General features: G+C 50.4%; 9 protein-coding genes. 5 read left to right on the plus strand and 4 right to left on the minus strand.

What is annotated here, in order from left to right:
* Nucleotides 1-19: 19 nt before the first annotated feature.
* The 3 genes from D7X94_RS06575 to D7X94_RS06585 all read right to left on the minus strand — a co-directional run bounded on the left by D7X94_RS06575 (nt 20) and on the right by D7X94_RS06585 (nt 3412).
* Entirely contained in the window at nt 20-241 is a 222-nt protein-coding gene (locus tag D7X94_RS06575; RefSeq protein WP_120426933.1) for an LLM class flavin-dependent oxidoreductase, read from the minus strand.
* 426 nt (nt 242-667) lie between these two features.
* Nucleotides 668-1987 carry a DNA primase family protein gene (locus tag D7X94_RS06580; RefSeq protein ID WP_120426934.1) on the minus strand — a complete coding sequence of 440 codons (1320 nt, stop codon included), beginning with the start codon at nt 1985-1987 and terminating at the stop codon, nt 668-670.
* Between the two features lie 171 nt (nt 1988-2158).
* Entirely contained in the window at nt 2159-3412 is a 1254-nt protein-coding gene (locus tag D7X94_RS06585) for a hypothetical protein (protein WP_120426935.1), read from the minus strand.
* Between the two features lie 627 nt (nt 3413-4039).
* Between D7X94_RS06585 and D7X94_RS06590 the strand changes: the two genes are divergently transcribed.
* From D7X94_RS06590 to D7X94_RS06615, 5 genes are all read left to right on the plus strand, one after another.
* Nucleotides 4040-4846 carry a helix-turn-helix domain-containing protein gene (locus tag D7X94_RS06590; RefSeq protein WP_120426936.1) on the plus strand — a complete coding sequence of 269 codons (807 nt, stop codon included), beginning with the start codon at nt 4040-4042 and terminating at the stop codon, nt 4844-4846.
* A 412-nt stretch (nt 4847-5258) separates the two neighbouring features.
* On the plus strand, nt 5259-6668 hold the full coding sequence (locus tag D7X94_RS06600; RefSeq protein ID WP_199715027.1) for a FibroRumin system radical SAM peptide maturase: 1410 nt from the start codon (nt 5259-5261) through the stop codon (nt 6666-6668).
* Nucleotides 6661-8784, plus strand: a complete 2124-nt coding sequence (locus tag D7X94_RS06605; protein ID WP_120426937.1) for an ATP-binding cassette domain-containing protein — start codon at nt 6661-6663, stop codon at nt 8782-8784. The genes D7X94_RS06600 and D7X94_RS06605 overlap by 8 nt, the downstream gene beginning before the upstream one ends.
* 126 nt (nt 8785-8910) lie before the next feature.
* Entirely contained in the window at nt 8911-9882 is a 972-nt protein-coding gene (locus tag D7X94_RS06610; protein WP_442857890.1) for a DUF5054 domain-containing protein, read from the plus strand.
* Nucleotides 9883-9906: 24 nt separating this feature from the next.
* Nucleotides 9907-11532 (plus strand): DUF4091 domain-containing protein, encoded by a 1626-nt coding sequence (locus D7X94_RS06615; RefSeq protein ID WP_120426939.1) that lies wholly within the window; start codon nt 9907-9909, stop codon nt 11530-11532.
* Between the two features lie 306 nt (nt 11533-11838).
* Here the strand turns inward: D7X94_RS06615 and D7X94_RS06620 are convergent, their stop codons facing one another.
* Nucleotides 11839-12876 carry a lipid II:glycine glycyltransferase FemX gene (locus D7X94_RS06620; RefSeq protein WP_158590922.1) on the minus strand — a complete coding sequence of 346 codons (1038 nt, stop codon included), beginning with the start codon at nt 12874-12876 and terminating at the stop codon, nt 11839-11841.
* Nucleotides 12877-12958: the final 82 nt, after the last annotated feature.

A 12958-nucleotide genomic window follows, 5' to 3' on the forward strand; every position in this document is an offset into this window, starting at 1 on the left:
TAATTCGTAGTTTGTTGGGTCAGTCGGTCTTGCGCCGAACCCACTGAATGTCATAGCCCAGCACATCGGCAAGCTGGACAGCCTCCTTGTAGCGAAGGGACTCCCGCTGGAGTTTGTTGGAAAGATTGGACACGCTGTCCGACCAACTGTACACATCGGACAGCACATCGACTACCTCCTGCATGGTCATCCCCTGGCGCACAATGTACGCCTTGATCTCGTTCCTCATATCGGATTTCAAAGTTTTTTCCTCACTTTCTGATGAATTTGATGTTGTGTTCCGAAAAGCACTTTTACGGAATGATGAGGATTTTCGCAGTTGTAATTTCCACTCAGATTTGCTATGATGAAGCCCAGGTCACAAAGGCCACCTGTCCACTTCACAGTTCTGTGGGACACCCGCCAAAACAGTGGGAAAGACCGCTTGTCCGCAAAGTGGCTACACGGTTCGGTAAATCACCAACAGGTGTAATCCGTTCACTGTTGAACAACCTTTTTCACGAAAATCACAAGGATTAAATTGCACCCAGCTTTTTAGGGACAGGCCAGCGTGACCGCCTATAAAAAGATAAAGGCGAACTCAAAACTATCCGTACATACGTACATCGGTACAGGGTCAGCCTCCTTTGTACGCCTGTACGCACGTACAGATAATTTCATTTCTTTTTTATAAAGCGGTCGGCTTTATCAAGACCTCAATTCCCACATAGCCCCGACACCGCTTACCGTTGCCGATATACACATTGTTGGTGGCCTCCAGCCGGTAGGCATCAGCATTCTGGGCGATAAAACCGGAAAAGCTCTTGGGGGAAAGCGGGTTCTCTGCGTTATCCTCGCACCAGACCTTATAGGCGGCGTACAGGTCACGGGTAGCGGCCTCGCTGTCAGCCTTGAACTGGACATAGCCATTAGAGGTCAGGAAATCCACAATGTTGTTGGCCTCCCGGACTACAACAGAGATGTTTTCTTTGGCCCGGTCGCTGACGGTGAACCGATAATTGTTTATCAGCAGGCGGTGAAGCCCTTCCAGACACCAGAGGAATATTCCCTCGCGCTCGGCAATCAGCTTTTCAGAGAGGAACGGGTCATCTATCCGTCCTGGGGGCTTGTCCTTGGTGGTCAGCACGATCTGGCGGCGAAAGAAACCGTCAGACCTGTCATGGAGGGCGGTCAAGGCTCCGTTGCCGAAGCAGAGGAACCGCACATAGAGCTGGCTCTGGTAGCTCTGGACACCCTTGCGCTCCATGTCCATCTTGCACTCCGAGGTCACGATGGATTTGATATAATTGGTCTTGGGCAGGGCGCTCATGTCCATGTCATCGTCCACCATCAGCAGCTTGCTTTCCAAGTCAGCGCGGCTGAACCGGTTGTTCTCCACTTTCTGGATGCTGGTGGTGTTCATGCTGTCTCCGAAGATGGATCGCATCACCAGCCCGATCCGGCTTTTGCCCTCGCCGCCCTTGCCGATGAGCATCAGCATCTTCTGGCCCTTGGTGGTGGGGAGCAGGCAGTAGCCCAGGTATTCCTGCAAGGTGGGGATGTCCCCCGGGTACAGCAACTCCGACAGAAAGCGCAGCCACTTCTCCGGCGGCGGCGCGTCGGGGCGGTAGGCAACAGTCAGGCGGTTGTTGCAGTAGGCTTTCTCTGGAGAGAACCGGCCATCCACAAACAATGTGCCGTTGGCAACATGGATACGGTCGCACTCCAACGCTATCGGCTCCGAGTACGCCGCCATCCGCAGGGCGTTCAGAAGTTCGTCCACCTTCCTGGCGATTTTGATTTCCAGCCACGGGCTGATTTGGTCGTAGATTTCCTTTTTCAAGACGCTCTCGTCCGCCACCAGCCCGTCCACCGTGTAGAACCGCCCCCGGATACAGCGCATGGGATGTTCCCGAAGAAACGACCGGCAGAACTCCGGCTCCATGAGCTTGTAATCCTCCGTCAGCCAGTCGGGAAAACCGGACTGCAGTTCTTCATTTTCATTCATTCTCGCATACCTCCAATCTGTAAAAATTAGGCGTCTATCACGCCCCTCTGCTGTGGTTATGAGCAAATTTGAAAAAACCGGGCTAATGGTATGACAGCCCTGTTTCAAAAAACATGACAGAGGGAATTTCGGTAGCGGCTTCCGAAATTTCCTCTGTCAGTGTAATAGCGATCACCGCTCCAAATTGTGCCTTGTTGCGGACTGCGCCGCCCTGCGCTCGGCATCCTGTCTGGCAATCTCGGCCCTGCCCTGTTCCAGCTTGGCAAGGACGGATTCTCTGGCCTTCTCTTTGATTTGTCTGGTGGCGGCGGCTCTAACCTCCGGCTTTCGCAAAACCGCCCGCACTCTGGCAAGTACCTTTTGAGCGGCTTTGTGAATCAGCTCCTGCGCCTTTCCCAGCACCTTGCCGATCAGCCCTTTCTCGGCTGAGGAAAAGCGCCGCTCCGGGGCCAGACACCAATCCTTATAATCGGAGATAATCTTTTCATCCTGCAACTGCGTCTCGGCGCGGACAGCATCGGTTACAAGCTCCACAGCCTTGTCGTAAGCAATTTCTGTGACCTCATCAATCAGGGCCTCGGCATCCTCCAACCGGAGCGACACGGCCTCTAACGCCTGTGCCTTTTCTTCAATCGCCGCCTCCTGCGCTGTAATCAATTTCTTCTGCTTCTGAATGATATAGTCGTTCTTCATCAGGTAACTGCGCCCACGGTTGCCGGGGTCAGGTTCTTCCTCCACCGCCAGACCATGCCGTTTGCAGATGTCAAACAGAATGACCCGGCAGACCGCATCGAAAACCATCTTCCGGTTGTTGGTGCGACCCTGCTTTTTCTCCGGGTCAGGCAGTTCAAATCCAAGGGCCTCCAGCGCCTTTTCCTGTTTCGGCTCGACCTCGCCATAGCGGTTCACATAATCAAAAACATGGCGCTCATGGATGTGGGGCGTGGCCTCGTCCAGATGGAGCGCCCAGTCAATAACATGGATATGTTCACCGAAGCGGCGTTCAAGCTCCATCATAAATTCCCCGACGATTTCCAGAAGTACATCCGGAGAAACGGAGTCCTCCATTGTGCCGATCTGGTAAATGGTTTCCTCCGGGCAGAAGCGTTTGTCGGCCAGCAGATCATCCACGTTCCGGTCCCGCTCAGAGTGGCGGCGTTTGGCGTTCCGCTCATGCTGGCCATCAAGATAATCTGAGTAACGGTTCAGATAAAAGGCCCGCTCCACATCCGCAAAGGACACCTCGCTTTCCTGCTGGGCCGGATAGGTCGCGCCCCGGAAGCAATCCCAATAAATGTTCCGCTGAATGCGCTCACCGTCAATGTGGTCAGCGTGTTCGGTAGCGAAGGTTCTGTCATTGTGCGTTGATTTGTAGACGCCGCTTTTTCCGGCTCTCCCGTTGTGCCGGGTCAGTCTTTTTGCCATTCTGCTCTCCTTCTTGTTTCTCGTTTTTGCTGTTCCGGGAGTGGACAGAGGGCGGCGAAGCCGCCAAATCTGAGTGCTTTGCGCCAGATAATAACCCAGTATGGATTGACGCAAGCATCAATCCTACCTGGGCCAAGGGTTTCACCCTCTGGACACCGGAGCAGGCGTTGTCACCCTGCACCCGACCCAAAGGGCTTTGCCCTCTGGACACCCAACAGGCGCTGCCGCCCTGTACCCGGCCAAAAGGGCGCTGCCCTCTTGACACCCGGCAACGGGCTTACCACCCTCTGCACTCCCGCGAAAGATGCAGACCGCCGCTATCTGCGGATAGCTTTGAACTGCATCTTTGCTCGCGCTGTTCTCCCCGACTCAGTTCCTGCCCCTGTTATTTCAGCGGCGTTTTGTTCCCCTTGGTGCGCTCCATGCGATACTTCACCGGAGAACATATCCATTTCGGACGGTCATTCTTTTTTCAAGCTGCAATGCTGTGTGACAGGAACATCGTAGCAGAAAAAGGGCCACTCTCCCGTATATCCAGGAGGTAGGAAATCCGGCCTGAAAACCGGATATTTCCACGCTCTCGGAAATGTGGTAGAATGGCAGTAAAATCAGATGGAGGGCAACGATATGTCTTTGACGATACAGGAACGGATAAAGGACCTGCGGGTGGAACGTGGACTGACGCTGAAGGAGCTTGCGGAGCAAACGGGCCTGTCCTCATCTGCGCTGGGTAGCTACGAGGCAGACGATAGCAAGGACATCAGCCACTATGCCCTTATCAGGCTGGCAAAGTTTTACGGTGTGACCGCCGATTATCTTCTGGGCCTGACAGAAACAAAGCGCCACCAAAACGCTGATCTCGCAGACCTGCGTTTGAGTGACGCTATGATTGATGTGCTGAAAGCGGGGCGGGTGGATACTGCCCTGCTGGGGGAATTGGTAGCGCATCCGGATTTTATAAAGCTGCTGGCCGATATTCAAATTTATGTAGAGGGCATCGCCGCCATGCAGATACAAAATCTGAACGCATGGGTAGATGTGGCACGGGCTGAAATCGTGGAGAAGTACCAGCCGGGAGAGAATGACAGAACGACCTATCTCCTGCAAGCGTCTCATGTGGACGAGGGAGAGTATTTCACCAGCCGGGTGCATCGTGACATTGACGTAATTATGGAGGATATGCAGGAGGCCCATCGTGGCCGAAGCGACAGCGCACCGAAAAACTCTGCCGCAGAAGAATTGAAACAGGACTTGGATGAGGTTGCCCATTTCAATGGTAGCAAGTTGGAGCAGTTGATTATGCTGTTCTGTAAGCAGACAAAGCTCCGCTACAAAAAACTGACTGAAGAAGAAAAACAATGGCTGGCCCGGATTGCACAGAAGTCGGAGTTGCTGAAAGGTTCGGTGTCGCAAAGGGGAAAGAAGAGAAAATAGGATTTTTGACGTATTCTTCTATCAAAAAGGTGAATACATCCCCCGAAATCACTGCCGCAGTCTATGCGCATCAGGCAAATTATAAATAGATGTTCCCCTTTCCGTGAGATGCTTCAATTTTTTCTTGACTACATTGATAGCTTGTGGTATACTAAATTCGTTAAAATATGGGTTTTGACTTGCTGACAAAACAAACTATATACAAGGGGGCACCTTATATGAGCGCAAGTAACTTGGATTACAGTCATCTCTACGGAAACATTCACGCTTCGGCAGAAACTGTTACGATGGCAAAATGCAATTGCACTGCGTGCAATTCCTGTTCATGTGGTCGTTGTGAGCGGTGTATTAGCCAATGTACAGGATGCAGGAGTGGGTATCTCGCAGAAGAGTTGGAGTGGGAGGTTGCTTGATGATTAAGCTCTCTCGTTTTGCACATGTATTTGAAATGGATGATGGCAATGTTGCCTTGTATCATTCGTTAAGGATGAAACCTGTGTATCTTTCACGAGAGGCATTTGAGAGCTTGCAGGCATGGCTTGCAAGCTCTTTTTGCAATGAGTGTGAAGATGCACCATCCACCATCTATAACGAAGTTTTAGAATTAAAAAAGTGGAAAATTTTGTCTCATAATGAGGACGAGGATGAAAAGGTTTTGGAGTTTATTAAATCTCAAATTCCGGAGCCTGCTATAAGTGTTTGCTATATGATTCTCAGTGAACAGTGTAATTTGGCCTGTAAGTATTGCTTTTTAGGAAACAATGACCAAGAAAAAAGAAGCCATTTCAGCCTGCAAAATATGTCTGTTGAAACAGCAGACAAAGCAATCACTTTTTTTCTACGTCAACTTAATAACTCTGGACTGGACTTTGAGAAAGAAAAAGCAGTCGTAATTTTTTATGGTGGCGAACCTTTGGTCAATTATCCCATTCTTGTTTATATCGCGGAAAAACTTATACAGCTTCAGAAAACGGAACACTGCCTAAAAAATTTGGAAATGTCGATGGTCACAAATGGTTTGTTACTTGATGATAAAAAGATTACAAAATTAAAGGAGCTTGGTGTTGGGGTAGCTATCTCTGTTGATGGTTTTACTGAACAAGAAAATGCAATGCGTGTTGATCAAGGTGGTAAGACAGTATTCCACAAAGTTTTGGAAAAAATTGCACGTTGCCAAGCTCTTGGATTAAATATTACCCTATCAGTTACACTGAGTGAGGAGACCATAAAGAACCGAGAGAATATTATTCGCCTTCTGCGCCAATACAATATTGGCGCATTGGGGTTTAATATAATGATGTCAAGTGATACATTTGCATTGCCCGATTCTTATAGTGATGCGGCAGCACATTACATTATTGATGAATTTGTCCAACTGCGGGAACTTGGAATTTATGAAGATCGTATCATGAGAAAGCTTGATGCCTTTTCAAAAGCCAAAGTATACTTTTCGGACTGCGCAGCAACATCTGGAGGTCAAATTGTTATCGCACCAGATGGTCAGGTTGGCATATGTCATGGGTGCCTTCAAGATAAAAAATATTTTGTCTCAGATGTGGATGATAAGGCGTTTGATTGTAAGAGTGATGAGACATACATTGAATGGTCTCAACTTACACCAGTTAATCACGAAGAATGCTTGGGTTGTCCTGCGCTTGGTATTTGTGGTGGGGGATGTCCTTTAAATGCAATGTATTTAAAAAAGGGCAACACCATTCACTCAATTGACACAAGATTTTGCTCTCACGCAAAAATGACACTGGATTTTCTCATACATGACCTTTACAGGGTTGTAAGTGAAAGGAAAATGCAAAATGCTTGAAGATGTCATAATTGAGGGGGTAGAGACTAATAATTTAAAGAACATCAATGTGCGGATACAACAAGGTAAATTGAATTTAATTTTGGGTCCCTCGGGTAGCGGAAAGTCATCACTTGCTTATGATACAATCGCACAGATTGGTGAACATGAATATATGTCGATGTTTGCAGATGACGTCATGGAACCAATTTACAAAGTTAAGTCCTTCAAAAATATGATGCCAGCTGTACCAATTAAGCAAACGAATCACAACAATAACAGCCGTTCCTCTATTGGAACGTATTTTGGGTTAAACCATATTATATTGTTGCTTTTTTCATCTTTTCTTGATATTGATGAAGAGTATTTTTCATTGAACAGGGATGAAAACATATGTGAGATATGCCACGGAACAGGCGTCCAACGGGTATTAGACCCCAACAAAATTGTTGATTACAATGTTCCTATTAGCAAAATCCCTTTCCGTTGCTGGAACCGTTATAAGGACTATTTCTCACAGATTCTGGTCTGCTACTGCGATAGCCAAGACATCGACCCATTCAAAACCTTTAGAGAGCTACATGAGGAAGATAGGCATAAATTACTATATGGAAGTAGTGATAATAAATATACTGTCAAGTACAAAAAGCAGGGCCGAATTGCAAGTAGAACTTCAAAATATTATGGAGTTTTGCTGAATCGTGAAATGCTTCCAGGTATTTCAATTAGTAAGTCCTTTTATTCTGATGTGGAATGTAATTGTTGTCATGGAATGAAATATAATTCTGAGCATCTTTCTAAAGCAATCTATGGTATATCAATTGGCGAATTTATGACTAAGGATTTTGAAACCCTTTTGCCAATAATACGAAATATTATAGATGGCAACTCGGATGGCAGACTAAAATTTATGCTGGATAGGGTATATAACTTTGTTCAAAAATGTGTGGAGCTAAGTTTGGGCCATCTGTTTTTTAACAGAAGTATTCCAACATTGTCTGGTGGGGAGTTGCAACGTTTGAGGTTAGTGCAGGTTTTTACCACATGTTTATCTCATCTCCTTATAGTTCTCGATGAACCATTAGCAGGGCTATCAGAAGCAGAACGGCCTTTAATTAAGAAAAATATAGCAACTTTGCTTGGGCAAAATACAATTGTTGTTGTAGATCATAGTGATTCTTTCATAGATATTGCAGGTCAAGTGATCTGCCTTGGCCCAAGCGGTGGGAACAACGGTGGATTTCTTATAGGTAAAGATGAATATTTAAAATCACAACGAGCAAAGACTGATTTTTTCGCGCCCCAGTGTGAACAGTTTTTAGACATATCTATTGATAGCAAAGTATATCAATATTCTGGTGCTAATATTCGGGTTGCTTTAAATAGAATGAATTTAATAACAGGAGCTTCCGGTATTGGTAAGTCGACCCTTCTACGAGAGTATCTTCCTCAAGCTCTTGACAGCTACACATACATTAATCAAAAGCCTTTGTTGGGCAACACTAATTCATCGGTTGCAACTGCGTTGGGCTTATTAACAAGAATTTCCTCAATTTTCGGTTCCAAATTCCAAAAGGATAGTCAGTTTTTCTCAAATTTGACCGGCAACGCTGGTTGCTGCAAAAAGTGTGGCGGTACAGGTTATGTGATGTACGGAGATAAAAATTCGTCTGCACTAATGGTCGAGTGTAGTGAATGTCAAGGAACTGGATTCGATAGCGAGTTGAAGAAGTATACTATTGATGGTAAAACTTTAATTGATATCTGGAAAATGACAATTGATGAAACAAGCGATTACTTCCGGACAGTTGACAAAAAAACTTTTGATTCCCTACTCCGTGCTAAGGCAGTAAAACTTAATCATCTGAAATTTGGGCAGCCAACAAGAACTCTTTCCGGTGGAGAGAATATTCGAATTAAACTGTTGAAATATTTACGTTCTTCGTCCAATATTATTGGTATTGATGAGCCCTTTAGGGGGTTGGATATTGTGGAGAGACAAGCTGTTGGATTATTCTTGGACAAAATGCGAACCAACGGGAAGACTATTTTGGTTATCGACCATTCCGATGGTATTGAGCATTTTTTTTCAAACCATATTATTTTAAAGAGAAATTGCAAAGGAATAATTTGTTAGAAGATAAGTTTAGTAAGAGCCCGTCTGAATCCATGTTAGGAATCAGACGGGCTTTCGTATGCACCCAGAAACCGTCAGCTAACAGTGATAAGTGAATTTAGTTCCTTATCACTATAAAGGCAACAGCTGCGGGAGTTCACCATCCACCATGAGCCCACCTTTGTGGCCGGACTTTGCAGCTATCAAAAGATGGAATCCTCCTGGCAGGAGCAGCGGGAATATGTGGAAAACGCGGTAAAGGCCCTGCCCGCCCCTTGGAAAGAAGAGGCGGAAAAGCGGCTGGCCCTTCTGCGGCCCCAACAGCCCGCTGCCTGCGCCGTACCCATCGGGGAGAGGGAATTCATCATCAACGGCTATCAGGTCCAGGTGGAGCAGGACGGCAGCTTGCGCTTGAACAGCTATAACGGCAAGGTCTATGAAAATGTCTGGCTGGGCCGTTTGGTATATGAAATTTTCGGCGCCAAGACGGTGTTCGACAACCTGGAGGCTTACAACCGGGAGCTGGAGCATACCCGGGTCTGGGCAGAGGGGGATTTCTCCAAGCCGGGCCTGGATAAGGTGTCCAACCTGAAGGATACGGCCTATTCCTACCGGGTGGATCAGGCGGAGCAGAGCGGAAACCAGCTGCGCCTGTGGCTGGTGACAGACGAGGAAGCGGGAGAGCGCTTTGGCGCGCCCCGGCTAGCCGTAGTAACCTATACCTTTGGGGAGCGGGTGGAGATCGACCTGCAGTGGTTCCAGAAGGACGAGAACCGCATCCCGGAGGGCCTGTTCTTTGGCATGAATCTGAACTACAGGCAGGGGGAGCCCGTCACCCTCTTTAAACTGGATCTGCCCATCGACCCCTATCACGTGCGGGAGGGTGGGAACCGGAAGCTCCATGTGTCCCCGAGAATCTCCGGCGGATGCGGAGAGATCCGGAGCCTGCACGCGCCCCTGGTCTCCGTGGGTGGCCGGCACCTCTACGACGAGAACGAGAACTACGGCAATCCGGCGGATGGTATGTACTACCTCCTGTGCAACAACCGCTGGGGCACCAATTTCCCCCTGTGGTACGGAGAGAACGCCCGCTTCGGCTTCACCGTGGAGCTGAACTGATTTGACCCGGGAGGGGGAGAACCCATGAAATTCGCGTATCAAATCGTATCCGGCATGTGCAAGGTCTTTCCCGGCGGGGAGACCCTCCGGGAGCTGAGGCCCCCCAGGCTCTCCGGGCTGAAGGGGGAGACGCTGTCCTTTCAGATCGCCTATTGCTGGGAGGAATGGAGCAGAGCCTGGGGCGGCGTCCAGGTGGAGTCGCCCCTGCCGGTCCGGGTGCGCACGGTGGAGCTGGTCCCCTGCCAGTATCCCTGCCACATGGTCCGGGATGAAGGCTATCTGGCCGTCCAGCCCGGGCTCTACCCGGACCTGCTCCAGGAGCTGCCGCCCCAGGGTTTTCCCCTGATCTCCGGACAGTGGCGGAGCCTGTGGGTGGACGTGGAGCCGGGCGGGAACGCGGCCCCGGGGGAGTATCCGGTGCGGGTGAAGCTGGAAACCGGGGGAGAGGCTCTCTGCCAGGTGGAATTTCCCTGTGAGGTGCTGGACCTGCCCCTGCCCAAACTGCCCATCCCCCACACGGAGTGGTTCCACAGCGATTGCCTGGCCAACTACTATCAGGTGGAGGTGTTCTCAGAGCGGTACTGGGAGATCGTGGCGGAGTTCGTTCGCACGGCGGCCCGGCGGAAATGCAACATGCTGCTGACCCCGGTGTTCACCCCGCCCCTGGACACGGCTGTGGGGGGCGAGCGCCGCACCGTTCAGCTGGTGGACGTGGAAGTCCGCCCGGAAGGGTATGCCTTTTGTTTTGAGAAGTTCCGCCGCTGGGTGAGGATGGCCCTCTCCTGCGGCATGGAGTATCTGGAGATCTCCCATCTCTTCAGCCAGTGGGGGGCGGCTCATGCCCCCAAGATCCTGGCGGTGAAGGACGGGCGGCTCCAGCGGATTTTCGGCTGGGACACCGACGCCGGGGGAGAGGAATACGGTGAATTCCTCCGGCAGTTCCTTCGGGCCCTGAAACCGGAGCTGGAAGCCCTGGGCGTCTCCCCAAAGACCTATTTCCACATCTCCGACGAGCCCTCCATGGCCCAGATCGAGTCTTACCGGAAGGCCGGGGAGGTGGTGGAGGAGGAACTTCGGGGATATGCCATGCTGGACGCCCTGTCCGACTACGCCTTTTATCAAGAGGGTCTGGTGCAGCAGCCGGTCTGCGCTCTGGACCATATCGGCCCGTTCCTGGAGAATCCGCCGGAGCGCCTTTGGGGATACTACTGCACCGGTCAGTACAAGGATGTGCCCAACCGCTTTATTGTGCAGCCAGGCTCCCGCACCCGGATTCTGGGGGCGCTGCTGTATAAGCACCAACTGAGCGGCTTCCTCCACTGGGGTTACAATTTCTACAATTCCCAGAACTCTCTCTATCCCATCGACCCCTATAAGGTCACGGACGCAGACGGGGCCTTTCCCTCCGGGGATCCCTTCTTGGTGTACCCGGGGGCGGACGGCAGGCCAGAGGAATCCCAGCGGCTGATGCTGATGGACCAGGCCATGTCCGACTACTGCGCCCTAACGGTCCTGGAGGGGTTGGCGGGTCGGGAGAAAGCTCTGGCCCTTCTGGGGGAGCCCCTTGCCTTTACGGAATATCCTGGGGAAGAGGGTGTGCTCTCCCTGCGGGAGCGGGTGAATGAAGCTATAAAAGAAGCGCTGAGCTAACTTATCGTTAACGCAGCGCCACAGAGGGTCGGATCTAGTATACTTTTTTATAGTATGTGTTGGCCTCCGTCAGCCAGGGTTTCACCCTGGACTGGACCAAACTTTTTGAAAAGAAGTTTAAGACGTTACCTTCGGTAAGTCTCAAAAACTTCTACTCTGGTTAGCTGAGTGCGCCAAATCCAAACATGTTGCCGGGTCCAGGGGCGACGTAGCCCCTGGCGGAGGTATGGGGCGCGGAGCCCCATGACCTTGCCGTAGCTGCATGGCGGAGAAGGCTACACAGTTATTACTCTAAAAAACTTAGGTTTAGAGCAGCTTTTGATAGCCCACGCATTTCAGGGCGCAGTCGAAAGCTGCTTTATAATGCCTGGCGAACACCTGGGTGAACTCTCCGGCATAGACGGCCAGCCGCCCGTTGAAGCCGGTCTTGAATCGGTATACCCCGTAGTTGGGATGCTCCGGGTCGTACCAATAGGGGACGCCCTGAAAATCGTAGACCTCACAGCCGGACTTCACCGCCCAGCGGATCATCTCCCACTGCATCAGGTAGTTGGGCATCAGCTCCCGGCCGGTATTGGAGGAGGCTCCGTAGACATAACAGGTCCGTCTGCCATACTGCACGCAGATGGCTCCGGAGAGAGGCCGGCCTTGATATTCGCAGAGATACAGGCGGCAATGGCTTCCCAAAGCGTCCATCATCCGGGCGAAATATCCTCGGGAGCGGGCCTGGAATCCATCCCGAGTCCGGGTTTCTTCCATGAGTTTTTGGAAATCCCCCAGCCGCTCCTTTCCATAGGCCCGGCAGGTGACCCCTTTGCGCTGGGCCAGACGAATGTTATAACGGCACTTACTTTTGAAGGAGCACAGCAATTCCTCCTCAGTTCGTCCGTCCAGCTCCAGGATATAGTTATTCCGACACTGGATGGTGGAATCGTCCGGCTGCCAGGGCGCAAAGGAGAGCCCCGCTGCTCGGAGGGCGTATATTTTTTCTTGATCCGATTCCTCTACCAATGGATCCAGTTTGCAGGAATAGGCGTGGTATTTTTTTGAAAGGGCTTCCAGCCCAAGAAGCAAATCCCGGAAAGCGCCGTGGTCCTGATAATCCCAGACAGGCCCTCGGGGAGAATACAGAAATGACTTGAAGGGAGGAAGAAATTTCTTAATCAGCACCAGGCAAGAGGCCCGGATCTTCCCCTGGCCGTCCCGGGAGATGATTGCTTCGTGAAACCAGTTCCGTTTCACGCCGCACCAACGCACAGACTGCATGAAGCTACCGCCATGGCTTTCTACAAAGGCTTCATATTCCTGCACTGCGGTCAGATTTGTAAAATCCAGAAATTCCAAGTTCTTCTCCATCCTTTCGATCTTTATGCCCATTAGACGGATAAGGGTGGAAAAAGGTAACATCAGGATAAAGAAAAAAAGA

The sequence above is a fragment of the Acutalibacter sp. 1XD8-33 genome (genome assembly GCF_003612555.1).
Taxonomy (GTDB): Bacteria; Bacillota; Clostridia; order Oscillospirales; family Acutalibacteraceae; genus Acutalibacter.

Coding starts and splice junctions, on each gene's coding strand:
- D7X94_RS06580 (WP_120426934.1), bottom strand. CDS start 1,987: ATGAATGAAAATGAAGAACTGCAGTCCGGTTTTCCCGACTGGCTGACG.
- D7X94_RS06585 (WP_120426935.1), bottom strand. CDS start 3,412: ATGGCAAAAAGACTGACCCGGCACAACGGGAGAGCCGGAAAAAGCGGC.
- D7X94_RS06590 (WP_120426936.1), top strand. CDS start 4,040: ATGTCTTTGACGATACAGGAACGGATAAAGGACCTGCGGGTGGAACGT.
- D7X94_RS06600 (WP_199715027.1), top strand. CDS start 5,259: ATGATTAAGCTCTCTCGTTTTGCACATGTATTTGAAATGGATGATGGC.
- D7X94_RS06605 (WP_120426937.1), top strand. CDS start 6,661: ATGCTTGAAGATGTCATAATTGAGGGGGTAGAGACTAATAATTTAAAG.
- D7X94_RS06615 (WP_120426939.1), top strand. CDS start 9,907: ATGAAATTCGCGTATCAAATCGTATCCGGCATGTGCAAGGTCTTTCCC.